The organism is Porphyromonas sp. COT-108 OH2963, from assembly GCF_000768895.1.
Lineage (GTDB): Bacteria > Bacteroidota > Bacteroidia > Bacteroidales > Porphyromonadaceae > Porphyromonas_A > Porphyromonas_A canoris.
In genome coordinates, this window is record NZ_JRAP01000008.1 from 384,083 (window position 1) to 408,636 (window position 24,554).

A 24,554-nucleotide genomic window follows, 5' to 3' on the forward strand; every position below is an offset into this window, starting at 1 on the left:
ATTTTTCCGAATTCAAGATTTTTCATATCTATCTAAAAATCAATCCATTGAAAAGATCTCCTCTTTCCGGTTTCAAGAGAAACAAAAAATCCGGAAGTTTTCAGCGCATCTTCCGGACGCCGTTTTTATATAAAAGCGACAGCGTACCACCCGGTGTCAAGAGAGATGTTTTTGTATCTCTGCACCCGAATGGTACGCTGTCTGTATGATTATTGTAGAAGTTTATACCTCAGCTCCCTCAAACAGAGGCTGCAACAGCTCCGGAACGGAAAGGTTCAAACTTCTGATTTCTGCCAGCTTCTGCTCGCCTTTACGAGTGAGAGAAAAGAAGACTTTCCGCTTGTCTTCTCGCCCTAATCGCCGTCCGATCCACCCTCTGTCTTCTACTGCCGAGAGGAGCTTGGATGTATGAGCCGGCAGAAGACCAATGCGAGCCGAGACTTCGGAGGCAGAAACCGACTCCCCCGATATGACACAGAGTGCCATCGCTTGGTTCAGATCGCATTGGGCAGACTCCATAAGCTGCTGCTCCAAATCCCGAATAGAGATCATCAGTTCCCTCATCAGGCATATACATCTTACATTCTCCATAACGCTTTATTCTTGTAGAAGAAAAGATTCGGAAGCCTCAAAGTTAGATGAAAAGATTGATATTGGCATCGTCCGCACGGTTCATGTAAGTGGCTACACCGCCTATCGAAACCTCTTCGATAAGCTCTTTGCGATCCACTCCCATTACATCCATGGACATCTGACAAGCTATAAACTCCACGCCGTTCTCAAGAGCCTGAGCGCGCATACTCTCCAAAGAGTCCACGTGTCTCTTTTTCATCACAAAGCGCATCATCTTTGCTCCCAATCCTCCCATATTCATCTTGGAAAGACCAAGCCCTTTACTGTCTTTGGGCATCATGTATCCGAACATTCGTCCCCAAAAGTCTTTCGTAACCTTAGAGCGTGAACGGCGCTTTATGGCATTGAGTCCCCAGAACGTAAAGAAGATTGTAACCTTCTGCCCTGTGGCTGCTGCTCCGTTGGCAAGAACGAATGTCGCCAGAGCTTTATCCAGGCTGTCGCTGAACAGGATAAAGGTCTTGCCCTTTGCCGGAGAGGTACTCACGCATGTCCCCTCCGCCTTGCAAGCGGTCTTTTCTACCGTTACCACAAACTTACCTCCCTTTGTCTCTTTTGCGATGAGGGTGTGTCCCGTGGTGTCGCACCATGCTTGGGCATCTCTCGAAAAGCCCGGATCGGTGGACTCTATCGCCAAACGTTCCCCGACATTTATCTTGTCTATCGACTGCTTCAACTTCAGTATCGGACCCGGACAGGCAAGTCCGCACGCATTCACCTGCATCACCGTGGCAGATGTATTCGCAGAGGCTTTCGGTTGGGAGAAAGTATTCTCCGGCTTGGAGCTGTAGTCCGCCACTATTGCAGAGTACAGTCTGTATCCGCCAATCAGATTGTACACATCGGTAAAGCCGTTCTGCAACAGAATATTGGAGCTGAGGTAGCCTCTGAAACCTACCGTACAGTAGATATATACCGGTTTATCTTTCGGGATCTCTCTGTGTCGGAAGCGCATCTCTTCCAATGGGATATGCATCGAACCGGATATGTGCTCCACATCGTATGCTTCTCTCGGACGCACATCCACTATGGTTACCTTCTTCGGATCTGCTGCCTGCATCTCTCTCCAGTATAGCGGCTTCATCTTACCCGAAATGATATTCTCCGCCACATAGCCTGCGAGAGCCACGGGATCCTTTGCAGAAGAGAAAGGAGGAGCGTATGCCTGCTCGGTCTTCATCAGATCGTAGATGGTGCCTTCATGCTTGATGATCTGCGCAATGGAGTCTATCCGCTTATCCACCCCCGAAACACCTACGCACTGAGCGCCGTAGAGACGGCCGGTTTCGGGATGAAATACGATCTTCAACGTCAATGGAAAAGCGTTCGGATAGTAGCCCGCATGGCTGTTGGGCTGAACAGTGGCTGTAAGATAAGGCAATCCCTCTCTCTTTGCAGCCTTTGCGGCAAGCCCGGTAGAAGCCACGGTGAGGTCGAAGACCTTGGCTATTGCCGTGCCGATAGCTCCTTCGTAAGTCTGCTTTTGCAGTCCGCTCATGTTGCCTGCCACTATACGCGCCTGTCTGTTGGCTGGTCCGGCAAGATAGTTGGTCCAGCTCTTTCCGGTGATCGGATGCTTGAACTCTATGGCATCTCCTACGGCAAAAATATCAGGATCTGAGGTTTGGAGATAGTCATCTACCTTTATACCTCTTGCTTCGCCTATCTCTAAGCCGGCATCCGCAGCGAGTTTATTGTTCGGGCGCACCCCTATCGAGAGAAGGATAAGATCGGCTTCGAGTGTCTCTCCCGAGTCGAAAGAAAGGCTCAGTGCACTGCCTTCGGCTGCTTGGCGAATGGCTGTAACCGCTTTTCCGAGATAGAGTCCCACACCTTTCTGATGCATGTGAGCATGAACGACAGAAGCCAAAGAGAAGTCTATCGGAGCCATTACTTGCGGTGCCATTTCTACGACACTCACTTCGATATGACGGGCATGAAGATTTTCTGCCATCTCCAATCCGATAAACCCACCGCCTACAACCACGGCTCTCTTCACCTTATGGCTGTCCAAGTAGTGCTTTATGGCGTCCATATCTTCCACGTTACGAAGCGTGAACACACCCGGACTATCTATGCCGGGAAGCGGTGGAACCACCGGAACGGCACCGGGTGAAAGCAAAAGTTTATCGTAGCTCTCCATGTAGGTAGTACCGTCTGCACGGCGCACTTCTACCTGCTTTCCGGCACGATCTATACGGAGCACCTCACTCTCTACACGGATATCCATGTGGAACATATCGGAGAAAGACTGCGGTGTTTGCAGGAACAACATATCTCTCTCTTCTATTACTCCGCCGATGTGATAAGGCAAACCACAGTTGGCATAAGAGATATACTTCCCTTTCTCAAAGAGCACGATCTCGGCGTGTTCATCCAATCTTCTAAGTCGGGCAGCAGCAGTAGCGCCTCCTGCAACCCCGCCTACTATTACGTATTTCATGATTTATATGGTATTGTATTCCTTTTACGTATTATTTTTTTGCAAAGATAGAAATATTTTCCACAGGAAATATATTTCGCATGAATAATATTTATCCCTAAAGCGTAAAAGACTTAAAAATAGAATTATAGGCATCTTCCTTTGCAATATTCGGCTTTGGATAAAATGTTTAACCCGTCTATAAAACCGGTTGAATATTATCAATACTTTCTCTAATGCTTTATAGTTTTAGAAGTAGAAGCGTGAGTGGTAAACTTCAAGATTTGGTTTGTGGCAAACAAGCCTTGATGTGTAGAGATCAAGCCCTGATTTCAGAATCGGAACAGGTTAAACGGATTTTATGAACGTGGACAAAGAGAGTTTTTATCCCTTTCAAAACAAAAGCTCCCACCGGCAAATGCAGCGATGGGAGCTTCTTTTGGAAAAACTATCGAGTTTTTACTTCAAGTCCGGATTTACTACAACAGTGGAGAGATCGAATCTTAGCGGAATGTTATCCAGTATCTCAAACAGCTCATCCTTAGTCGCGGCTCTCAACATATCTATACGGGTCTGCTTAAAATCCGGTATCCCCTTAAAAAGAGGTGTGGCTGCAAGATGCCTCCGAACGTGCAGAATGCCTCTGCGTTCGTCTGTCTTCAGGATGCTCTCCTCTATCTGGCGCTTGAGGATGTCTATATACCATGAGAAGTGGTGCGCCGGAGCTTCTTTGCCATCGAGCAAAGCACGCATCTCTTCAAAGCACCACGGTCTGCCTATACTCGCTCTGCCCACCATCACAGCATCTACTCCGGTCTCCCGAAAGCGTCTGAGAGCATCTTTACCGGAGACAACATCTCCATTACCGATGATCGGGATAGAGATACGAGGGTTTGACTTCACTCGCGCAATGGGTTCCCAGTCCGCCTCACCGGTGTACATCTGACTCCTTGTACGCCCGTGTATGGTAAGGGCAGCAGCGCCGGCATCTTGAATTTGTTCTGCCAAATCCTCTATGATGATATTTTCCATATCCCAGCCGAGCCTTGTCTTCACGGTAACCGGAAGGGATACAGCCTTGACGACGGCAGCGGTAATCTCCAGCAGGAGAGGCGGATTCTTGAGCATTCCGGAGCCACAACCTTTTCCGGCAATCTTTTTCACGGGACAGCCGAAATTGATATCTATAATATCCGGTCTTGCTTCTTCGCATATCTTGGCAGCCTCCACCATGGTCTCCGTATCCCGTCCGTAAATCTGTATTGCCACGGGACGTTCGCTATCCTGTACCTGCATCTTGCTCACGGTACTCTTGATATCCCGTATCAGTGCATCTGCCGAGACAAACTCGGTATAGACCATAGCCGCACCGAAAGCCTTGCACATGTGGCGAAAAGAAGAGTCCGTAACATCTTCCATCGGTGCCAAAAGCAGAGGATATGCCCCTAAATCTATATTTCCTATCTTCATTCGTTTTCTTGAGGAGAGCCTATCGCACTCTCTCTAATGCTTTATATATATTGTCGCAGACGTTCTCACGTCCAAGCTCGTCCAGCAGTCCGGACTGCTCCAACTCCTTGTACACTTCGGGCTGCACACCGGAGAGGACAAGATGAATACCCTGTTTCTTATGAAAGTCCGCCATCATGCTGAGGTTGTGAAGTGCCGTACTATCCACAAAAGGTACTCTCCGCATCCGCACAATACGAGCCGTAGGTTTGTGATGCACCTGACGCATGGTTTCATCGAAACTGTTTGCCATCCCAAAGAAGAATGGTCCTGCTATCTCGTAAACATCCACCCCGTCCGGAACATCCAGCACCTCTTTGCGGTCTGTATCGGAATGGGAAAGAGCATCGAACTGCTTGTCGTGTCGAATGATACCGGTTGCTTTCTGCAGTCTTCGCATGAACAGAAGCACGGCAAGCAGCATCCCTATCTCGATGGCCACCGTCAAGTCTATGAGAACAGTGAGGAAAAAGGTTACGAGAAGAACGATTATATCACTCTTCGGGCCCTTAAAAATAGCCAGACATGAACGCCATCCGCTCATGTTGTACGACACTATCACAAGCACTCCGGCAAGAGCAGCCAATGGGATGTAAGCAGTAAGAGGCCCGAGGAAAAGGAGAATGGCGAGCAACATGACAGCGTGTACGATGCCGGCAACGGGTGTTCGTCCGCCGTTGTTGATATTGGTCATCGTGCGTGCTATTGCGCCTGTTACGGGGATGCCACCGAAGAAAGGCACCACGACATTAGCGGCTCCTTGCGCTATCAACTCTACATTGGAGTTGTGCCGAGCACCGGTAACCCCATCCGCCACAGAGGCTGAGAGCAGACTCTCTATAGCACCGAGCATGGCGATGGTAAAGGCTGAAGGGAGAAGTTTTTTCAGTGTAGCCACACTGAGATCCAGAGTCTGAAACTCCGGAAGACCCGATGTGAATGTAAAGTGATCGCCTATGGTAGCCGGAGCATTGGGCATTCCGAAAGAGGTAAGCGCATATCCTCCGAGAGTAAGCACGATGAGAGCCAAAAGCGATCCCGGTATCTGTCTGTGTATCTTGGGAGCATAGACAATGGTCAGCACCGCTAAGACAGTGAACAGAAGCGACCACGGATTCCAGCTATCAAGATGAGCGAAGTAGGTCTGCCACTTCCCGATAAAATCGCCCGGTACACTCTCTATCTGCAATCCCAGTATATCTTTCACCTGAGTGGTAAAAATAGTTACCGCAATACCTGCCGTAAAGCCGAGAATAATGGGATAGGGGATGAAGCGGATCACCGTCCCCAAACGCAGAAAGCCCAGCAACATCAGCATTGCCCCCGCCATCACCGTAGCCACAGCAAGTCCGGCAATACCAAACTCCTGAATGATGCCAAAAACAATGACGATAAAAGCTCCCGTAGGACCGCCTATCTGTACGGTGGAACCACCAAGAGCGGAAACGATAAACCCTCCGAGAATGGCTGTGATAATACCTTCGGTCGGACTTACACCGCTTGCTATCCCGAAAGCAATGGCCAACGGCAGAGCCACGATGGCAACAATGATACCTGCTATAAGGTCTTTGAAAAATTTCTCTTTCGTGTATCCTTGAAGAGAGTAGTAAAGTTCCGGAAGTCCTATCCGTGCAATCTTCTCTTTAGACATGATTCTCCTTTTATTCGTTATACTTTACCTGTGTGTCCGAACCCTCCTGCTCCTCTCTCCGAGTCGGTCAGGCTTTCCACTTCGTCCCACTCCACTCTCGTGTAAGGGGCTACAACCATCTGGCAAATCCGCTCTCCCGGTTGAAGCGTGTATGCTCCTTGAGAGAGGTTGATGAGAATGATGCCGATCTCTCCACGATAATCCGCATCTATCGTGCCCGGTGTATTGACAAGTGAAATGCCATGCTTGAGAGCCAAACCGCTTCGGGGTCTCATCTGAGCCTCGTATCCGCGCGGAAGTTCTATAAACAGCCCGGTGGGGATAAGCCTTCTTTCCAAAGGTTGAAGCGTAAGAGGCTCTTCTATGTTTGCTCTCACGTCCATCCCTGCCGAGTCCAATGTCCCATATTCGGGGAGTTCGTTCAAGGTCTTGCGCACAATGCGCACACGCACTTTATCCATGTTGTTGTCTGTTATTCCTGTTCTTTCAGCTCCACTTCCCTTCCATCCTGAGTTATCAGAAGTGCCGGAGTGCCCGGCTCCGTAACGTAACCTACAATGGCAATGCCTTCCATCTGCTCTATCACATCCTTAAAACCCAACGGGACAGTAAAGAGCAGTTCATAATCTTCACCGCCATAAAGAGCAGCAGAAAAGACATTGATGCCGATCTCTTCCGCCATGGAAGCGGTCTCATAATCTATCGGGAGACGCTCCTCATAGAGCTTCATCCCCATGCCGGACGCTTGGGAAAGGGCAAGCAAATCTCTTGCGATGCCCTTTGTAACATCTATCATGGAGGTGGGTTTCACGCCCGCAAGAGAGAGCATATCCATAATATCGAAGCGAGGTTGAGGTGTAAGCTGACGCTCCAACAGGTAAGTGCGATCTCCAAGATCGTGTTTGTAGTCGCTACTGCCATCGTAAGCCTCCTGCTCTCGTTCCAATGCTTTGAGTCCCATATAGGCTGCACCGAGATTGCCGGATACGCAAATGAGATCGTTGGATGCTGCTCCTTTTCTGCGAACAACAGTGTCGGGGTCTGCACTTCCAATGGCCGTAACGGCAATGGTAAAGCCTGCAACGGATGGCGCAGTGTCTCCACCGAGGAGCTTTACCCCAAAACGCTCTGTTGCAATCCGGATGCCTTTATAGAGTGTCTCCAAATCTTCCACCTCCCACTGTGCCGTAACACCGATGGCAACGGATATATAAGCCGGAGTGGCATTCATCGCAGCAAGATTGGAAAGGGTGGTCGCCACCGCTTTATAGCCCAAGTGATGGACGGGCATATAGCGAAGATCGAAATGAACCCCCTCCAACATAAGATGTGTGGCAGTAACGCCCATACCTTTAAGGTCGAAGAGTGCAGCATCGTCCCGGTTGTCAAAGCCTTCAAATGATGCTGTAAGTCTGTCTATAAGAGCATTAGCTCCTATTTCTGATATTTGCATGGTGTAGAGATTGAATTTTTATTCTTTGGCGGAAGCCGAAAGAAAGCTCCGACTTTTCTCTGCAAAATTAGCCAATTAGATAGTATTGAGCAATTTTCTTGTCGGAAGAGGTTAGGAGAGAAGTTGCTTGAGAAAAGATTAAGAGAAGGTCTCTTTGAGGACAGGCAGGGATTTGAGATCTCCTATGCCATGGAGATGAATATCATAGTAAGAGAGTAAAAGATCGAGCAGTCTGCCTCTATCTTCCCGGTTCATCGCAAAAACAGAAGGGAGAGGATGTTGTTGCAGCTCATGTAATAAACGAGAGGTGTTGCGCTCCGGTTCGGATGCAGAGAAAGATGGTGCATAGCAGCCCTCTTCTCTGTGCAGGATATAACCGGGGCGGTAACGCGTGTGGTCGGGAGCGATACCGAAATCATCCAACAGCTTGACCATAAGATGAAGATGAAGCGAAGCAAGTACGACATCGGGTTCTTTATCCAGTGCGTCTATCGCAGACAGTATTGTACGGAACAGTGCTCCCTGCTCTTCTCCCTGCATGGGTGCTAAAAGACGGTGAAGAAACTCTGTCAGAAAAATAGCAACTCCGTTAGCCACCAACGAGCGTGATGGTGCCGAAGGAATGAGAAGGGGTTGCAACTCTCCTACAAGGTGAATCTGTCTTAATGGTTTGTGGTCATATACCAACTCTACCACTGAAAGCGGGACATACAGCGAACGAAAAGCACTGCCTTTCTTGCCTGCCACACGAGGAATCTGAAATGATACCGATCCGAGATTTTCCGTGAAGAGGTGTGCAATGGACTTTGTGTCCGAGTACTTTACCGTGGTAAGCGATATGGCACGAGTGTGTATCTTCATGTTGATTCCGAGAAGAGAGTCTGAAAAGGGAGTCCGAATAATGGAGGCGAACCGAAATGACAGTGTCCTTTTCGGTTCGCCTCCATCTGTTTGATCTTATCTGTTCAGAGTTAAAGTGCTTTGAGTGCTTCTACAAGATAGTTATAGACTCTTTCCACACTTGGGATATTTACTTTCTCATCCGGTGAGTGAGGGTGGCGGATTTCTGGACCGAAAGAGATCATGTCCATATCCGGCATGACTCCCTGAAGGATACCGCATTCCAAACCTGCGTGCATCACCTTTACTCCCGGAGCTTCTCCAAACATCTTGGTATAGGTATCTCTCATGACATCCATCACGTAAGACTCCGCATTGGGCTGCCATCCGGAATAGCTTGCGCTCATCTCCACTTTTGCACCGATAAGAGCAAAAGCACTTTCGATAGAGGATGCCACCATCATCTTACGGCTATCCGAAGAGCTTCTGGTGAGGAACTTCACATCCAATTCTCCATTACCAAGTCTGAGATAGGCAAGATTGGATGAACTTTCCACTGTATCGGGGAAGTCGTGTAACATGGTTACAACTCCATTCTGCACTGCCTCTACGGCATGGATAACATTGTCCTGTATCTCTCTTGGTACTATCTGTTTAGGGAGTTCGCACTTATGCGCTTCCAACCTTACTTCATTCTCTATTCCGTGATACTCCTTATTATAAAGGTCTCGATAGTCCGACACAGCTTCCCATAGCATATCTGCATCTTCTTCCGGAAGAGTTACGATGGCACGGCACTCACGAGGGATGGCATTTCTAAGAGAGCCTCCTTCCACAAAAGAGACGCATACGCCAAGATCTTCCACGATCTTCTTGAGGAAGCGGAACATCAACTTGTTGGCATTTGCTCTTCCCAAATGGATATCTACTCCGGAGTGTCCGCCTTTAAGACCATTCAAGATAATCTCCACAGCAATATCACCTTCCGGAACAGGCTGATTCTCTTCGTAACTGAGAGTAGCTCCGACATCTATACCTCCGGCACATCCGATGTAAAGGTTTCCCTCTTCTTCAGAGTCGAGGTTCAAAAGAATATCTCCTTTGCTGAATCCGGGTTGCAGCCCGAAAGCACCAACCATTCCGACCTCTTCATCAATTGTAAAGAGAGCTTCCAACGGGCCATGCACGAGACTCTTATCTGCCATAACGGCTAAAGCATAAGCGACCCCGATACCGTTATCCGCACCAAGAGTAGTTCCTTTTGCCTTTACCCATTCGCCATCGACATAAGCATCAATAGGATCTTTGCTGAAATCGTGAGGAGTACCACTATTTTTCTGTGGAACCATATCTACGTGAGATTGCAGCGTTACCACTTTTCTCGATTCATATCCGGGAGGTGCCGGCTTACGCATGATGACATTGCCTACTGCATCTTGTTGTACTTCCACCCCAATCTCCTTACCTATCCGAAGAAGATAGTCGCAGACTTCCTTTACCTGACCGGTAGGACGAGGAATTTGTGTAAGGTCGTAGAAATAAGACCAAACAGACTGTGGTTTCAGATTTTTAATCTCTTGTGCCATAAATATGAGGTTAATGGTTTTAAGTATGAGCGTTAATTGTGGATAAAAAAGAGTGTAAAAACCCTGTTATCCGAACGTTTCAAAGATAGAAAATATATTTTGACATTCCTAAATTTTTATAGGAAATGGCTACCTTTGAGACCTAATATTTTGAAGCATGAACCTTATAGATACCTCTTTATCTGCTTTATCTCCTTCTGCAATAATTCTGGCACAAGGAGAGTATCCTGAATCTCCGGCAGTGAAAAAGTTTCTCTATGACTCTCCCAACCTGATCATCTGCGATGGAGCTTCAAAACACCTACTTACAGACACGGCTCTTGATCCTAAACTCATCGTTGGGGATGGAGACTCGATTCCTGCCGAAATAATGAGGAAGTATGGAGAACTATTTGTTCAAATAGCCGATCAAGAGACCAACGACCTGACCAAAGCAGTAACCTGCTGTAAAGAAAGAGGATGGAAAGAGGTGATGATAGTTGGAGCGACCGGATTGAGAGAGGATCACACTATCGCCAATATCTTTCTTTTAGAGGAGTACAGACGTATGGGAATGACTATCTGTATGGTAAGTGATTATGGCTCTTTCTTTCCCATTATAGGAGATATTACTTTCAAAGTAAGACCCAAGCAACAGATTTCTCTATTTCCTCTCACCGAGGAACCTTTCTCAACAAAAGGTCTTCTATATGAGATAGAAGAACAAGGATTTTCTGCTCTCTGGCAAGCATCTCTCAATGAATCCGTTGGTGAAGAGTTTGTTATCCGCTCTTCTCATCCTGTCATAGTCTATGTTGCCAATGAGGTAAAAGATTGATTCGGGATGAAACAAAAAAGCAAGAAGACTTACATAGTCTGGAGTGGAAGGACTCCGGGGATTTATCTTTCGTGGAACGACTGCAAAAAAGAGGTAATCGGGGTAGATGGTGCGAAGTATAAATCTTTTGAGGATATAAGCGAGCAGGAAGCAGAGGCTATATTGGAAGCAGGGGCGAGTGCATACCTTTCTACGAAACGATCCTCAACAGAAAGAAAAACAAGCAATATCTTACAGGAAGGAGTAAAAGAGAAAGAGGTGGACTGGCAGAGTATTGCCGTAGATGCCGCATGCTCCGGAAGTCCCGGAAAAATGGAGTACAGAGGAGTGTGGACATCTTCCGGAAAAGCTCTTTTTTCAAGTAAAATCTATCCTTGTGGGACAAACAATATAGGAGAGTTTCTTGCCATTGTGCATGCTTTGGCATGGATGGAGCAGCAGGGACATAACTTCACAATATACTCTGACAGCAGAACTGCGATGGTGTGGGTTCGCAAAAAAGAGTGCGGGTCCAAGCTTGCAAAAAACAGTAAAACAGAGCTACTCTGGAGCCATATCCGAAGAGCCGAAGAGTGGTTACGAACCCACGACCTGTCCAAGTATAAAATATTGAAATGGGAGACGGATCGCTGGGGTGAGATCCCGGCAGATTATGGCAGGAAATAGTGCTGCAACTATCCCTTTCAGAGAAAAAAGAAGGCATTGAGATTATCCCCTAATCCCAATGCCTTTTATAATCCTTTGCGGATCTTCAATAATGAAGGCCTTCTTCGTAAAAAGTAGAACAATACATCATCTATTGTCTCGCTCGTACACGGATCGAATCTTTCGAGCTGTCTCAGCTAATTCGTCCGATGTTGGAGGAGTCTTAGCCCTATTCTCAGGGCGAAAATCTCCTTCTGAACGTATAGGACCAAGATGAATATGCGCATGTGGCACTTCGAGTCCCATAACAGCCAATGCCATCCGAGGACATCCTGTTACTTCTTCTATTGCTTTTGCTACTCTTTTAGCAAAGCATATAAGTCCGGACAGCTCTTCATCCGTCAGGTCAAAAATATAATCCACTTCTCTTTTGGGAATCACCAACGTATGGGCTTCTACAAAAGGAGCTATGTCCAAGAATGCAAAATAATGCTCTGTCTCGGCTACTTTGTGGCAAGGAATTTCTCCGTTGATTATTTTGGTAAAAATAGATGACATATATATATGTACATGTTTAACTGAATTTATTCTTGTGATTTTACTCTGTCTCGAAACACAAGCCCTATACTTTTGACACTTTTTGGAGTATCCACATAAGGAGAGCGAGCTCTTTCTATGCGAATCTGAATAACATCTTCAAGGCTTCTGTATTCGATAACATCGGATTCTATATCGGGTTTGTAAGAGATCATATTGCCTCTGAGTCCGAATCGCCTTGCTTCCATTCCCATAGGTCCTTTGTCCGAGAAGTGAAAGAAGTCTATCTGATGTCTTCTGGAAATTTCAAAGATTTGATCTGCGATAAGTTCTCCGGGTGTGAGAGGAGGATCTTGAGTATTTCCAAAGTTGGCACAACCGGTTGTAAAAGCAACAATGGCAACAAAAGTTGCGATAATGGAAAATATCTTTTTCATGACTACTTTCTGTTTTTATTAGATGGATTACAAAATGTTCAAACACTGCAAGAAGGCACTCTATCACTTATGATCGTCATATAGGAGACCTATGCTCCAGACACTTCTTGCATCATCCGGATAGGAAGAGTGTGCCAGCTCGATACGGAGTCCCTTCACGCCTTCAAGGCTGACATAAATCTGCTCATTCTCCCCGTTGTAAGGTTTATAGACCAGCATATTTCTATTGACCGTAAACCTGTGTGCTCTCTGTTCGTGATCAGGTAAATCTGCAAAATGGAAATAGCGGATGTTCTTGGTCTTTACAATCATCTGTATCTGCCGACCTACCAATTCTCCCTGCGTTAAAGACCGCTGTGAGTCGATGTCTCCAAAATTGACGCAGCCGGCAGCAAGTGTAGCCAACAGGAGAAACACAAAAGATGTTAGTAATTTTTTCATGATCATTTATTCTTTAAAGGTTTATAACGTGTTCACGCTGTGTGTCTTCCTCTCAAAGGTAAAGCATTTCTTCTAAAAATCAAAATTCACAAAGGCTTCAAGCCCGGCTTCCTCCCCCTTCCTTTATTTCAGAGTATAAACAAAAGAAAAAATTATCTCCGGACAAAACGACAAATACCTTTAGTGCTTTTACCCAAAACCTTTAGTGCTTCTCCAAAAAAGATTAGGTACTTTTTCCAAAAAGATTAGGTACTTTTAGCAAAAAGATTAGGTACTTTCCCAAAAAGATTAGGTACTTTTTTTCGAAACTCTTCTAACGATAATTGACAATGCAAGAAACGGCAATCAACCTCTCAAGAGAAGAGAAATAGAAATGAGACTAACTGATCTGCCCCCAGTCTCTGTTTTTCTCCATGTATTCGGAGAGTGTTTTATGCAACGGTGCATTGAGAGGATCAGCCGTCAGCGTCGGATCTTTACTCAAGATTTCATCTATCAGATTGGAGACGAACTGTACAATCCGTCCATCCTTTGCCAGATTTGCCATTTTGAGCACTCCACCCACACCACTCTGCTGCGTCCCTTCCAAATCTCCTTGCCCGCGAAGCTTGAGATCCTGCTCTGCGATAAAGAATCCATCGGTACTCTCCGTCATGATTTCCATACGCCTTTTTCCATTATCGGAAAGCTTGTAGTCCGTCATCAATATACAGTAGCTCTTTGCAGCTCCTCTGCCCACTCGTCCTCGTAGCTGATGAAGCTGGGAAAGTCCGAAGCGATTGGCATCTTCTATCAACATGATTGTGGCATTCGGGACATTCACTCCCACTTCTATTACGGTCGTGGAGACCAATATTTTGTCTTGGGCAGAAACAAATCTTTTCATCGCCTCCTCTTTATCTTTGGACTTCATCTTGCCGTGCACGAAGCCAATGGGGATATTCGGGAAGCGGCTCTTGAGCTCTTCATAACCGGTCTGAAGGTTCTTCATGTCTGTTTTCTCGCTCTCCTCAATAAGGGGAAAGACCACGTATGCCTGCCTGCCATTGTCAATCTCTTGTTCCATGAAGCGATACACTTCCGATTTGTGAGCAGGGTAGCGATGTGTTGTTTCTATGGGAGTCCGTCCGGGAGGAAGCTCATCAATGACCGAAACGTCAAGATCTCCATAAAGAGTCATTGCCAGAGTTCGAGGTATGGGCGTGGCACTCATGATGAGAACATGCGGAGGAATAATACGATTCTTGTCCCACAACTTGGAACGATGCTCCACGCCAAAACGGTGTTGCTCATCAATGACAGCCAAACCGAGCCCGTTCATCTGCACGTTCTCCTCTATGAGTGCGTGGGTTCCTATAATAATATGTACACTCCCATCTCGAAGACCTTGATGGATCTTTTCTCTCTCTTTCTTTCGAGTGGAGCCGGTAAGCAAAGCCACATTGATAGAAAGATCTCCCAAGAGAGAACGTATCGTTGCGGCGTGTTGGATTGCCAAAATCTCTGTCGGCGCCATCAGGCAAGATTGGTAACCATTATCTACTACAATGAGCATGGAAAGAAGAGCCACCATAGTCTTTCCGCTTCCGACGTCTCCTTGCAAAAGCCTGTTCATCTGGCTTCCGCTCCTCATGTCGTCATATATCTCCCGTACAACCCTCTCTTGTGCTTTGGTCAAAGGGAATGGAAGCTTTTCATTGAAAAACTTATTGAAAAAGTGTCCCACTCCATGCACGGGAAGACCTGCCTCTTCGGTATGACGCTTCTCTGCGATGTAACGCATCCTGAGCCGTATCCAGAAGATCTCTTCCGCTTTGAGTCTCATTATGGCACGCCGAAGTCTGTCTTCATCAGTGGGAAAATGTACGGCTTCCAATGCTTCCCAACGAGAAAGCATATTATAACCTTTCGTGATATAATCCGGCAAAGTATCAGGTAAATGATTGGTACGCACAATATCTATAAGCCTTGAGATCGCATCCCTGAGAACCTTAATGCTTATCCCGACCTTCTTCATCTTCTCCGTGACGGAGTAAACAGGGAAAAGAGTTCCCGCCTTGAAGCGTTGGGAAGCGGCGTCATCCAATTCTGGATGGACAATACTCCAGCCTAAGCCAAAGCGGGATGGTTTACCAAATATGATATACTCAACATTCGGCTTTATCTGTTTCTGGATAAACTTTATGCTGTTGAACCAAATGAGCTCGACCTCTCCCGATGAGTCTGAAAATCTTGCAACAAGCCTCTTCTTTCTCCCCTCTCCTTCTACGTGAGGATCGATGATGATACCTTTGAGTTGGACATAAGGCATCTCTTCCCGAATCTCTCCGGTGGAGTAAATGTGTGTCCTGTCTATATGGCGGTAAGGATAGTGCTCCAAAAGATCTCCAAACGTAGCAATTCCGAGCTCACTACGGAGAGTAGAAGCACGAATATCCCCCATTCCGGGAAGATACATAATAGAGGTTTGAAGTAGGTTTTCCATCTTGTACAAAGATAGTGAAAGTGGATATTTTATTATCTTTGTGCCTGTAACATAATACGTTTGTTTACCTCTTATGACTGCAGCTAATACCTCTGACCAGTACGATGAAATAGTGCGTCAGTGTCGTAGGATTTTTGAACTTAAACTATCTGACTACGGAGCTTCTTGGAGCATCATGCGTCCCACTGCTATTACGGACCAAATGTTCATCAAGCTCAATAGGATAAGAACAATAGAAGAAACGGGGACTAATCTTGTCAACGAAAGCTCTACCGGAGAGTTGATTGCTCTCGTAAACTATGGAGCCATTGGCCTCATTCTTTTAGAGCATGGCGTACGTGCCACTCCTGAAGAAGTCTCATCAGATCAGGCTCTCGAATGGTACGATGATTATCTGAGCAAAGCAAAGTCCTTGATGCAGAAAAAGAATCATGACTATGGTGAAGCATGGCGCAATATGCGCTTAAGCTCATTGACAGATTTGATGCTCACAAAAATTTTCAGAACCAAGCAGTTAGAAGATCATCCGGGGGTAGCCAAAATATCGGAAGGCATAGATGCCAACTATTATGACATTATCAACTATTCGATCTTTGCGCTCATCCGTATCATCTTAGAGGGAGAAGAACAGAAATGAGCCAACCCATAGATACCTTGGACAGGTATCGTAATCCTATACCTACTTTTGCTATACGAATCGCTCGCCTTGTGGTCGGAGTCTTGTTCCTTCTTTCAGGATTGATGAAAGGGATAGACCCACTGGGGACAGCATATAAAATAGAAGAGTATGGTAGTGCCTTTGGGATTCCGGTAGATGAAACGCTTTCTCTTATCGGCAGCATAGCTCTTTCCACGACAGAATTTACCATTGGAGCATGCCTGCTCACCGGGACATTTCTTTTTTTTACAGCATGGATAACGCTCATGCTGATGACTCTCTTTTCCCTCTTTGCCGCTTATATCAGCATAGCCAATCCGATAACCGATTGTGGATGCTTTGGAGATGTCATTCATGTACCCAACTCGGCAACTCTGGCAAAGAATCTTATCCTTCTCTTCCTTTCTGTCCTTATTTTTCTTGGAAGAGATCGCCCTCGTGTGCTAAGGGTAAAAAATTCTGATGTTATCAACCTCGTCTTATTTATTCTCTTCTTTCTCTCCTTTGCTGACACTAACTATCGCAAACTTCCGGCATTGGACTTCAGACCCTACAAGGTAGGCAAGTCGCTCGCAAAACTGAAAGGATACGAAGTAGACTCTACCCTCAAACAAGCGGAATACGACTACAAGTTTGTGTACAAAAAAGGAGAGGTTGAGATGACGTTCAACATTGATGAAATAGAACATCTCGATTCTACGTGGACCTATGTTCGAGATGCATCGAAACTAATATCTGCGGGAGACATTGCCCCGGCAACAGATTTTATGGTCATCAATAGAGATGGAGTAGAAATCACTCCCGATGTTCTCTCTCCGGATAACAAGGTGATACTTCTGATAACTCCCGATATTAGAAAGATGCAGTTAAAGGAGACCTCTCTGCTAAACTCTCTAAACCGTATAGCCAGAGAGCAGGGAGGAAGTTTAATGCTCCTTATGAGTAATGATATGGAGTCCGGTGAGATAAAAAATATCATCAGCAACTTGAATCCGGAATACTCTATTGCCTACCTTGATGAGACTACAGCTAAGACAGTAATACGATCCAATCCCGGATTGGTTGTTTTGGATGGCAGCATCATTCGTCGCAAGGTAAGCTTTTCAGACCTCTATGATCTTATAGAGGATGAAGAGTTTTCAGAACATCCATTTGATCCTCTTCCAAAGAGTAATGCATGGAAAGAGTTCTTATTAACATGGTGGAGAAGCATCATTACCTTTGTGATATTTCTCATTCTTCTCTTTGTGGATATAAAAAACAGAGATAAAGAGAGGAAAGCCATATTACAACAAAAACAATAATTTAGATATGAGAAAAAACATTGTGGCAGGAAACTGGAAAATGAATACCAGCCTGCAAGAAGGTGTTAAGTTGGCAGAAGATGTAAAAAAGGCAATAGAAGGAAAAGACCTCAAATGTGAGGTAATTCTTGGTGTTCCCTTTACACATTTGGCTTCTGTGGTTGAGACAGTAAAAGGATCTGCTGTAAAGGTTGCAGCAGAAAATTGTGCCGATCATACCTCCGGAGCTTATACCGGAGAGGTTTCTGTAGAAATGATTGCAAGTACCGGAGCAAGCCATGTTATCATTGGACACTCCGAGCGTCGCAGCTATTACCATGAAACAGAAGAGATCCTGAAGACAAAGGTCGATTTGGCACTTGCACAAGGTCTTACTCCAATCTTCTGCATTGGCGAAGTATTGGAAGAAAGAGAAGCCAACCGCCATTTTGAAGTCGTAGAAAAGCAAATTGTAGAAAGCCTTTTCCACCTTTGTGAAAAAGAGTTCGGTAAGATCGTTCTTGCTTACGAACCGGTTTGGGCTATCGGTACAGGTAAGACAGCTACAAGTGATCAGGCACAAGAGATACATGCCCATATTCGCAGCATTGTTGCTAAGAAGTATGGAGAAAGTGTAGCCAACGATCTCACCATTCTTTATGGCGGTAGCTGCAATGGAGGCAATGCTCCGGAGCTGTTTGCCAAGCCGGATGTTGACGGAGGTCTTATCGGAGGAGCTTCTCTCTCTGCCGAAAAGTTCCTTCCTATTATATTGGCATTCTAACACACTACAAATAGGAGTTCTGATAAGAGAGGTTTTCTCGGGCAGAACTCCTATTTTATATAATATCACACAATCCAACTTTTAATCCATTATGAAAAAAAGCAGAACTCGCTACGCACTCTATCGCGCTATACAGTATCCCTTAACTGTCTTGGGAGCGATTCTATTCACATTCATCTTTTCCGGAAGATTTATAGAACAGCTTAAAGAATCCTATATTTCTATTATCATCTGGACATTCGCTCTTTATCTGCTCAGCTTTATCTTCTTTTGGGTCGAGTACGGTATGTCTAAAAACAAATAAATGGAGTTGCCCCGATTTCTTCCCAAAGAGCATCAAAAAGTTTGCCCAAACATTAAAAAAATATTGCTACATTTGACACAAGGTGCAAGAAGGGCATCCGGAAGACTTTAAACATAAATACATACAAGAATGGATCAGCAAAGATTAGACTACTACATTTTAAGCATCTCTAAGTACATTGAGCCTTATGCTTTGAATGAACTTCGTGAACACCTATCATCAAGAGACGACTCTGTCCTATCTCGCCTGCAAGGAATTGAGCTCAGAGACCCGATGATTATGCTTGTAATCTCCATTTTGGGAGGCACTTTGGGTATCGACCGTTTTATGTTGGGACAAGTTGGTCTTGGAGTCCTCAAGCTCTTAACAGGTGGAGGTTGCGGCATCTGGACTATTATCGACTGGTTCCTTGTCTCTCAAAACACCAAGGAATATAATATGGCAAAAATTAGAGAAGCTCTTATGTACGCTTAGTCTTTTGAAGAGAAAAAGAAAAACCTCGGTTTGCTGTTGCGAACCGAGGTTTTTTCTTTGTAGAAATCTTCTATTATAATCTTAGAGAAACTCCAATGTTACCATAGCTTACACCATATCCAAGCTCCAAGAAAGCACCAAACATCGGTGTAAAGAAGTACCTCGTACCAACATTAAAGCCGTAGTCAAAGGCATTTCTGTGTTTTGTTTCATTGGCTTCTGTTTTTATACTTTGGAATCTTACTCCGGCATATCCTGCAACATAGGTATCCAACTTCGGGATGAAACTGTAATGAAGAGAGATACGAGGAGCAGCAAGAATACTTGTTGTGTAGGAGTTTCCGGCAATGGCAACTATACCTCCCATACCAAGGGCACTTCTACTGTCCCAGACATAGTCCGATATACTATATGCAAATGATGCGGAAAGAGGAGGAAGTGTAGAATAGGCATTATTTAATCCCACCCCCAAGTTCCAAATACCTGTTCCTTTCTTGAATGAAGTCTCTTGTGCATTAGACTCAAGAGCAAAAGGTAGCAACAAAAAACAAGCTGCAATGGTTAAGAATAATCTTTTCATGATACTGATTTTGTGTTATACGTTATTTCTCTACTGAATGAAAAAGAGCCTGTGAGCCCTTGCATTCTGCACAAAAGTAACTAAAAAGCTTGACTTGTCAGACAACTCCCCCTGTTTTGGAGGAGAAAAGAAGAGACCTACATCAAATCAGCCAAGCCGACAAGAGCGCCTATCAACCCACAGCAAAGCAGAATCAACCCAATACTTCTGTTGATCCCTCGTATGCTTTTGATGTTAAACCACTGCTTGGCTTTAGTGATTGTTCCGGTTATGAGCGTCCACCATAAAACAGCTCCTACGGCAATCCCTGCCACTCCGATCAACAAGGGCCAAAGATTTTCTGTATCTACATCTGTAAGAAAAGAAAACTGAGCAAACAGACCCACGTAGAGCAACACTATAAGGATATTCGGTAAAGTAAGAAAGAAGCCGGAAGTAAAATCTCTCCAGTAAGGATGCTCCGTCGGGACATCCTCTTCTTCAGATGTTCCCTCTTCTTCTATGGAAGAGCCCGAATTCATCACGTAGAAAGCAAATGCCACGATGAAGATAGAGCCGAAGAATCGAAGCTCTTGAGAGTACTGCTTAATAAAGAAAATAAAGCTACTTACCCCTATAAGCGTTACAACAGCATAAAAGATATCGCTTGCTGTGGCACCAAGACCTGTAAGCAGACCGCTTTGGCGACCTTTGGTAAGCGTACGACGAATACACTCCACTCCAACGGGACCCATGGGAGCAGAGACGATAACACCTATAATTAAGCCTTTTACAAATGTTGCAAGCATAACAAACAAGAGAGCAGAGCCTCACTTGTTTCTGTCTCTGTTCTCTTAAAAACGTTTTTACATCTGCAAAGATAGCTAAAAAGAAAAGTTTGGACAAAGCGACCCTCTCCAACAGAAACAACATAGCCACCGGGAAATCTTATCTCCCAATGGCTATGTTTGCTATTTTCACCTTCTCTCTATGCTTAGAAGAGAAGTCTGTCTGTTCTTCTTAAATCTCTGTCGGACCTGCTTCGTATTCAAAGTTTCCGTTACCGAGACCTTTGAACTGATAAGTAAAGTCTGCATTAGCTCTATTCACACGGATGTTTACCTTAATAATGTAACGTTGCTCTATACCATTTGTCAGAGCCGGCATTTCCGGATATTTATGAGCCAATACGAGTTTAAGACCATCCTTGATACGCTCATACTTCGCCTTTAGAAGAGCTGCCGGATCGAGACCTTTCTCTTCCGGTCTATCTCCTTGTGTCTCTCCGCCATCGAGGTTGAAGTTGTTATAATAGCTGCTTCCTCCGAACCAGAACTCTTCATTCGTCGGATACTTTTTGCTGATATAAGATGGCTTATTTGCTTTCACCCATTCAAAAAGATATTGGAAGTCTGCTTTTTCAAATGCAAACTTAATGGTTGGATCATATACCCATCCCTTACCATTTTGAATGAACTGGGATGTAACCGGAGTTGTTCTCTCTGTCACAGTCCACTTTGTTCCATTGAAGGTATAGTCTTCGTAGTGAACAGAAGTCTTCTTGTCCTTGTAGAACAACCATACCACCACCTTACTGTCGCCTGCTTGAGCATAAGGATACTTCACGGCCAATAGAGCAGGGATATAGTTTTCAGCCGGCATGGAAGAAGAGAAGTTACCATAGTTTGCTCCCATGCTCTTGTACTCTTCCATCGTGATTGCATGATACTTCTTTGCATCAGCAAGCTTGCCATTGATCACGAACCATGTAACATTATCGGAGTTGAGAGATCCTCTGATCACCAAAGAGCGAGGGTTGTTCTGTGCTTTGCTTTTAGCAAGCTCTATCACCTTGTTCAGCTCGTCTGCCTTAAGCTTTACGATAGAGGTTATACCCAATCCTTCAAAGTCTGCCTTCTTAAGTTCCACAAAAGCAGCAAAACCTATTGCTTTAAGATTTGAAGAAGCGGGAAGAAGTTCTTTATGTTCAATGGTGAGCCTGGAGTCCTTACCCCATTCCGGATTTGCCTTTGCGGCAAAAGGAGTAAGATGCTCTGCAGCTGTAAACTTATCACTGAAAGCAGAGTAAGTTCTCTCGTCTCTAAGATTTTTTTCGAGTTGAGCCTTATAGGCTTTCTTCTCTTCGGGAGTTCCTTGAAACTTTGCAACCATAGAAGAGATATGACCATCTATGATGCTCTTAAACTCTGCATCCGAAAGGACAATGCTTTTTGTCTTAGTCACATGCTTCTCTTCCTTGTCCAACTCTTCGTATATTCCCTTTGTAGGATTACACGCAACAAGCCCCAGAAGAGCCACGAATGCTAATATATATTGTACTCTTTTCATTGTTGTAATGACGTATTTATGTAAGACCTGTTTTTAGAAGTTGATGCGCAAACCTGTTGCCCAAGTACGACCGAAACCGAAGTAAACAAGCGATGTCTTCATGTCGTGCTTCTTTCCGTCGCGTGCATCTGCTATATACTCCACGTTTGTAGCATTATCCACATTCATGTAGAGAGTAGCATTTAGAGAGCCGATGTTAAACTTATAGTTTGCTCCAAGATCCAATGTGTAGTAGTTCGGAAGCTGCCAAGCATCTACCTTGTCGCTCTCCTTTGTTCTGTTTGTCGGATCGAAGTCTGCAAAGTTCTTTCCGGCATAGTTCAAGTTACCATATATACGGAAGTTCTTGAACACTTCATAAGAAGAGCTTAGAGAAGCCGTAACCTGTGCAGAGTTTCCTACGTGTACACCTGCGATGAAGGCTTGTATCTCAGCTATCTTTTGTTGGCTTTCATTAAAGATGGCTGCATTTACGTCATCTGTCCAGATCCAGTCTCCCACAGAAACCATACCTTTAAGTTCAAATCTCTTTGTCGGTTTGTAGGTAGCTTCAAGCTCTACCCCCATGTGTCTTGCATTAAGACCTGTAATGTTGGCAAGCTCATTGTTTCCGATTCTGCGAGTAATACCTTTATCCATCCACTTGGTGTAGTAAGCATTGACATCCACCTTCAATACTTCGCTGATGAAGCCGTAACCGACCTCGCCGGTAAGTACTCTTTCATACTTCGCTCCGGTGTTGATTTCTGTATTGTAGTTGAAGAATACACTGCGGAAATAAGGTGCACGGGTAAAGTAACCGGCATTCACGAAGAAGTTGTTTTGGTTGTTCAGCTTATAGCTCAAACCACTCTTCACGCTCCATGGAAGATAGCTTGCCCATTCGGAAACATATCTGCTCTGACCTTCAGCCAAAGGAGCTTTTTCGTTTGTACCGCCAAGGTTCACATATCTGTAGGCCTGGTTGGAAAGAGAAGCAGAGACAAAACCATTGAGTTTCTCGCTCTTTGCTTCTGCTTGAGCAAATATACCGTTCCAAAGAACCTCACCAATGTTATCGTACTCTATTCTATCGCCCACCTTCAAAGGTTGATTAGGCTTGTGATACATCAGCTTCTTCGCACTTGTTTGAGGCTCTACATAGTAGTCTCCACCAAGAAGATTTTCTATCTGTTCGTAGTGCAAACCTTGATAGAATCTGGCATCATATCCGGCTGTAAGAGATAGAGCATCCGAAAGTTTATGGTTAAAAGAAGATAGGATACCGTACCAGTTGTGAGAGTTCATTGCATTGGAGAAGATCGCTTTAGAACCATTGTCCGAAGCTCTGTTTTCTCTCATCACGGCATCGAAGTCCAATAGGCCTTCAGGTGTTTGCTTTACTGTAAGCGGATTGCTCGGCTTTCCTGTGGTGTTGTTTATACCCAACCAGTTTGTACCCTCTGCTCCACGAACACGGCGTCCGCCTCCACGAGCAAGAGAAGCATAGAGAGAAGTAGAGAGCTTGCTCTTAGGGCTGATCTCCCAATAGTGGTTGAGCGACATTTGAGGCTTGTGATAGAAGTTGCGACCATAAGCTCCGCCCACTTCTTGTCCGTTGATGTAGCCGTAACCGATGTTATGACGTGCACCGAAGCCGCTCTCTCTGATATCCTCTATCGTGTACATCGTTCCTCTTTGGTTGTGCCACTGAGGAGCACCGAATGCAGTAAACGAAAGACGGTGATCTTCATTGATGATCTTTGAGATATTCACGAAGTAAGACCATCCTTGGAAAGCAGTACCTCTTACATATCCATCGCCCGAAGTGCGAGCACCGGCAAGCGATACAGCCCAGCCGTTATCCATAAGACCTGTGGATACATTGAATGCCATCTTGTTGTATCCATCGTTACCGATACCGGTATAGAAAGATCCGCCCTTCTTGGCATCCGTACTCTTGGTAACCATATTCATGGTACCTCCGACAGAGGAGAGACCGAGCTTGGAAGCACCAAGTCCGCGTTGAATCTGAATGAAGCTTGACACATCGGACAGACCTGCCCAGTTGGACCAGTACACTTTTCCGCTCTCCATATCGTTGATGGGCACACCATTGATGAGGATACCGAGGTTGTTACTATCGAAACCGCGCATATTGATACGAGAGTCTCCGAAACCACCGCCGCCTTTGGTTACATAAACAGAAGGAGTCTGCTTAAGAAGCTCAGGGAACTCGATGTTAGGAGCTTTCGTCTCAATCACATCAATACTAACGTTAGACACCGGAACGGGAGTGATACGATCTTTAGGAATGATGGATGCGATAACCACAACATCCTCGATACCTCTAACGTCTTCTTCCATATAGACGGCACCAAGATCCACTGAAGGACCTCTGCCAATCTTTACTTTTTTGTCCAGGTAACCCATATATCTGAACAGAAGCGTACTATTTTCAGGCACGCTTAGCGTAAACTCGCCTTGGCGATTGGAAATACTTCCTGTCGAACCGACAGATACTCTTACTCCTCCAAGAGGATTATCTGTCCCTTTCTCCAATACTTTCCCCTTCACGTTCACCTGCGCAGTGGCTGCCACAGTGCTCAAAGTGAAAAGAATAAGAGCAAATAGAAATGAGATTCTCAATTTCATAGGATTCAATGTTGTTTATAAAGTGATACTTATTTCTTCTTTTGTGTACAGTT

General features: G+C 45.2%; 23 protein-coding genes. 7 read left to right on the plus strand and 16 right to left on the minus strand.

Annotation, left to right across the window (positions count from 1 at the left end):
- Positions 1-222: 222 nt before the first annotated feature.
- From HQ39_RS05275 to HQ39_RS05310, 8 genes are all read right to left on the minus strand, one after another.
- Positions 223-591: a MarR family winged helix-turn-helix transcriptional regulator gene (locus HQ39_RS05275; RefSeq protein ID WP_036864338.1), complete on the minus strand. Its 369-nt coding sequence runs from the start codon at positions 589-591 to the stop codon at positions 223-225.
- Between the two features lie 43 nt (positions 592-634).
- Positions 635-3,076: an FAD-dependent oxidoreductase gene (locus tag HQ39_RS05280; protein ID WP_036864341.1), complete on the minus strand. Its 2,442-nt coding sequence runs from the start codon at positions 3,074-3,076 to the stop codon at positions 635-637.
- A 438-nt stretch (positions 3,077-3,514) separates the two neighbouring features.
- Entirely contained in the window at positions 3,515-4,525 is a 1,011-nt protein-coding gene (dusB, locus tag HQ39_RS05285; RefSeq protein ID WP_036864343.1) for a tRNA dihydrouridine synthase DusB, read from the minus strand.
- A 19-nt stretch (positions 4,526-4,544) separates the two neighbouring features.
- Positions 4,545-6,215 carry a SulP family inorganic anion transporter gene (locus tag HQ39_RS05290; protein WP_036864348.1) on the minus strand — a complete coding sequence of 557 codons (1,671 nt, stop codon included), beginning with the start codon at positions 6,213-6,215 and terminating at the stop codon, positions 4,545-4,547.
- Between the two features lie 17 nt (positions 6,216-6,232).
- Positions 6,233-6,667 carry a dUTP diphosphatase gene (dut, locus tag HQ39_RS05295; protein WP_036848509.1) on the minus strand — a complete coding sequence of 145 codons (435 nt, stop codon included), beginning with the start codon at positions 6,665-6,667 and terminating at the stop codon, positions 6,233-6,235.
- Positions 6,668-6,687: 20 nt separating this feature from the next.
- Entirely contained in the window at positions 6,688-7,668 is a 981-nt protein-coding gene (gene thiL, locus HQ39_RS05300) for a thiamine-phosphate kinase (protein ID WP_036864350.1), read from the minus strand.
- 138 nt (positions 7,669-7,806) lie between these two features.
- Positions 7,807-8,529 (minus strand): DNA repair protein RecO, encoded by a 723-nt coding sequence (recO, locus tag HQ39_RS05305; RefSeq protein ID WP_036864352.1) that lies wholly within the window; start codon positions 8,527-8,529, stop codon positions 7,807-7,809.
- 110 nt (positions 8,530-8,639) lie between these two features.
- Entirely contained in the window at positions 8,640-10,094 is a 1,455-nt protein-coding gene (locus tag HQ39_RS05310) for an aminoacyl-histidine dipeptidase (RefSeq protein WP_036864354.1), read from the minus strand.
- Between the two features lie 157 nt (positions 10,095-10,251).
- Between HQ39_RS05310 and HQ39_RS05315 the strand changes: the two genes are divergently transcribed.
- Both HQ39_RS05315 and HQ39_RS05320 read left to right on the plus strand, forming a co-directional pair.
- A complete protein-coding gene (locus HQ39_RS05315; protein WP_052079458.1) occupies positions 10,252-10,911 on the plus strand; it encodes a thiamine diphosphokinase in 660 nt (219 codons plus the stop codon).
- Positions 10,912-10,917: 6 nt separating this feature from the next.
- On the plus strand, positions 10,918-11,577 hold the full coding sequence (locus HQ39_RS05320; protein WP_036864357.1) for a viroplasmin family protein: 660 nt from the start codon (positions 10,918-10,920) through the stop codon (positions 11,575-11,577).
- A gap of 126 nt (positions 11,578-11,703) precedes the next feature.
- Here the strand turns inward: HQ39_RS05320 and HQ39_RS05325 are convergent, their stop codons facing one another.
- The 4 genes from HQ39_RS05325 to recG form a co-directional block, all read right to left on the minus strand.
- The gene (locus tag HQ39_RS05325; protein WP_036791056.1) at positions 11,704-12,114 is read right to left on the minus strand and encodes an HIT family protein; all 411 of its coding nucleotides are present in this window, start codon (positions 12,112-12,114) and stop codon (positions 11,704-11,706) included.
- A gap of 26 nt (positions 12,115-12,140) precedes the next feature.
- On the minus strand, positions 12,141-12,530 hold the full coding sequence (locus HQ39_RS05330) for a hypothetical protein (protein WP_036848278.1): 390 nt from the start codon (positions 12,528-12,530) through the stop codon (positions 12,141-12,143).
- Between the two features lie 63 nt (positions 12,531-12,593).
- A complete protein-coding gene (locus tag HQ39_RS05335; RefSeq protein WP_152565512.1) occupies positions 12,594-12,971 on the minus strand; it encodes a hypothetical protein in 378 nt (125 codons plus the stop codon).
- 379 nt (positions 12,972-13,350) lie between these two features.
- Positions 13,351-15,456, minus strand: a complete 2,106-nt coding sequence (gene recG, locus HQ39_RS05340) for an ATP-dependent DNA helicase RecG (protein WP_036864359.1) — start codon at positions 15,454-15,456, stop codon at positions 13,351-13,353.
- 73 nt (positions 15,457-15,529) lie between these two features.
- Here recG and HQ39_RS05345 point away from each other — a divergent pair, with 73 nt between their 5' ends.
- The 5 genes from HQ39_RS05345 to HQ39_RS05365 all read left to right on the plus strand — a co-directional run bounded on the left by HQ39_RS05345 (position 15,530) and on the right by HQ39_RS05365 (position 18,959).
- Positions 15,530-16,093 (plus strand): DUF1599 domain-containing protein, encoded by a 564-nt coding sequence (locus tag HQ39_RS05345; protein ID WP_036864361.1) that lies wholly within the window; start codon positions 15,530-15,532, stop codon positions 16,091-16,093.
- Positions 16,090-17,418 (plus strand): BT_3928 family protein, encoded by a 1,329-nt coding sequence (locus HQ39_RS05350; protein ID WP_036864364.1) that lies wholly within the window; start codon positions 16,090-16,092, stop codon positions 17,416-17,418. The genes HQ39_RS05345 and HQ39_RS05350 overlap by 4 nt, the downstream gene beginning before the upstream one ends.
- Positions 17,419-17,425: 7 nt before the next feature.
- Positions 17,426-18,181: a triose-phosphate isomerase gene (gene tpiA, locus HQ39_RS05355; protein WP_036864367.1), complete on the plus strand. Its 756-nt coding sequence runs from the start codon at positions 17,426-17,428 to the stop codon at positions 18,179-18,181.
- A 91-nt stretch (positions 18,182-18,272) separates the two neighbouring features.
- Positions 18,273-18,485, plus strand: a complete 213-nt coding sequence (locus HQ39_RS05360; RefSeq protein ID WP_036791036.1) for a hypothetical protein — start codon at positions 18,273-18,275, stop codon at positions 18,483-18,485.
- 129 nt (positions 18,486-18,614) lie between these two features.
- Positions 18,615-18,959, plus strand: coding sequence for a TM2 domain-containing protein (locus HQ39_RS05365; RefSeq protein ID WP_036791033.1), 345 nt, complete (start codon positions 18,615-18,617; stop codon positions 18,957-18,959).
- 73 nt (positions 18,960-19,032) lie between these two features.
- Here HQ39_RS05365 and HQ39_RS05370 read toward each other — a convergent pair whose 3' ends face one another.
- The 4 genes from HQ39_RS05370 to HQ39_RS05385 form a co-directional block, all read right to left on the minus strand.
- Entirely contained in the window at positions 19,033-19,539 is a 507-nt protein-coding gene (locus HQ39_RS05370) for a hypothetical protein (RefSeq protein ID WP_036791030.1), read from the minus strand.
- Positions 19,540-19,676: 137 nt separating this feature from the next.
- A complete protein-coding gene (locus HQ39_RS05375) occupies positions 19,677-20,327 on the minus strand; it encodes a LysE family translocator (protein WP_036791027.1) in 651 nt (216 codons plus the stop codon).
- A 211-nt stretch (positions 20,328-20,538) separates the two neighbouring features.
- Positions 20,539-21,867 (minus strand): hypothetical protein, encoded by a 1,329-nt coding sequence (locus HQ39_RS05380; RefSeq protein ID WP_036864371.1) that lies wholly within the window; start codon positions 21,865-21,867, stop codon positions 20,539-20,541.
- A 33-nt stretch (positions 21,868-21,900) separates the two neighbouring features.
- The gene (locus HQ39_RS05385) at positions 21,901-24,501 is read right to left on the minus strand and encodes a TonB-dependent receptor (protein WP_036864373.1); all 2,601 of its coding nucleotides are present in this window, start codon (positions 24,499-24,501) and stop codon (positions 21,901-21,903) included.
- Between the last annotated feature and the right edge of the window lie 53 nt (positions 24,502-24,554).

Excerpts from the sequence above, each read along its gene's own strand:
- HQ39_RS05350 (WP_036864364.1), top strand. The coding sequence starts at position 16,090 with ATGAGCCAACCCATAGATACCTTGGACAGGTATCGTAATCCTATACCT.
- thiL (WP_036864350.1), bottom strand. The coding sequence starts at position 7,668 with ATGCAAATATCAGAAATAGGAGCTAATGCTCTTATAGACAGACTTACA.
- recG (WP_036864359.1), bottom strand. The coding sequence starts at position 15,456 with ATGGAAAACCTACTTCAAACCTCTATTATGTATCTTCCCGGAATGGGG.
- HQ39_RS05280 (WP_036864341.1), bottom strand. The coding sequence starts at position 3,076 with ATGAAATACGTAATAGTAGGCGGGGTTGCAGGAGGCGCTACTGCTGCT.
- HQ39_RS05310 (WP_036864354.1), bottom strand. The coding sequence starts at position 10,094 with ATGGCACAAGAGATTAAAAATCTGAAACCACAGTCTGTTTGGTCTTAT.
- HQ39_RS05345 (WP_036864361.1), top strand. The coding sequence starts at position 15,530 with ATGACTGCAGCTAATACCTCTGACCAGTACGATGAAATAGTGCGTCAG.
- HQ39_RS05275 (WP_036864338.1), bottom strand. The coding sequence starts at position 591 with ATGGAGAATGTAAGATGTATATGCCTGATGAGGGAACTGATGATCTCT.
- tpiA (WP_036864367.1), top strand. The coding sequence starts at position 17,426 with ATGAGAAAAAACATTGTGGCAGGAAACTGGAAAATGAATACCAGCCTG.
- HQ39_RS05290 (WP_036864348.1), bottom strand. The coding sequence starts at position 6,215 with ATGTCTAAAGAGAAGATTGCACGGATAGGACTTCCGGAACTTTACTAC.
- HQ39_RS05330 (WP_036848278.1), bottom strand. The coding sequence starts at position 12,530 with ATGAAAAAGATATTTTCCATTATCGCAACTTTTGTTGCCATTGTTGCT.
- HQ39_RS05365 (WP_036791033.1), top strand. The coding sequence starts at position 18,615 with ATGGATCAGCAAAGATTAGACTACTACATTTTAAGCATCTCTAAGTAC.
- HQ39_RS05380 (WP_036864371.1), bottom strand. The coding sequence starts at position 21,867 with ATGAAAAGAGTACAATATATATTAGCATTCGTGGCTCTTCTGGGGCTT.
- HQ39_RS05325 (WP_036791056.1), bottom strand. The coding sequence starts at position 12,114 with ATGTCATCTATTTTTACCAAAATAATCAACGGAGAAATTCCTTGCCAC.
- recO (WP_036864352.1), bottom strand. The coding sequence starts at position 8,529 with ATGAAGATACACACTCGTGCCATATCGCTTACCACGGTAAAGTACTCG.
- HQ39_RS05375 (WP_036791027.1), bottom strand. The coding sequence starts at position 20,327 with ATGCTTGCAACATTTGTAAAAGGCTTAATTATAGGTGTTATCGTCTCT.
- HQ39_RS05320 (WP_036864357.1), top strand. The coding sequence starts at position 10,918 with ATGAAACAAAAAAGCAAGAAGACTTACATAGTCTGGAGTGGAAGGACT.
- HQ39_RS05360 (WP_036791036.1), top strand. The coding sequence starts at position 18,273 with ATGAAAAAAAGCAGAACTCGCTACGCACTCTATCGCGCTATACAGTAT.
- dusB (WP_036864343.1), bottom strand. The coding sequence starts at position 4,525 with ATGAAGATAGGAAATATAGATTTAGGGGCATATCCTCTGCTTTTGGCA.
- HQ39_RS05385 (WP_036864373.1), bottom strand. The coding sequence starts at position 24,501 with ATGAAATTGAGAATCTCATTTCTATTTGCTCTTATTCTTTTCACTTTG.
- HQ39_RS05370 (WP_036791030.1), bottom strand. The coding sequence starts at position 19,539 with ATGAAAAGATTATTCTTAACCATTGCAGCTTGTTTTTTGTTGCTACCT.
- HQ39_RS05315 (WP_052079458.1), top strand. The coding sequence starts at position 10,252 with ATGAACCTTATAGATACCTCTTTATCTGCTTTATCTCCTTCTGCAATA.
- HQ39_RS05335 (WP_152565512.1), bottom strand. The coding sequence starts at position 12,971 with ATGAAAAAATTACTAACATCTTTTGTGTTTCTCCTGTTGGCTACACTT.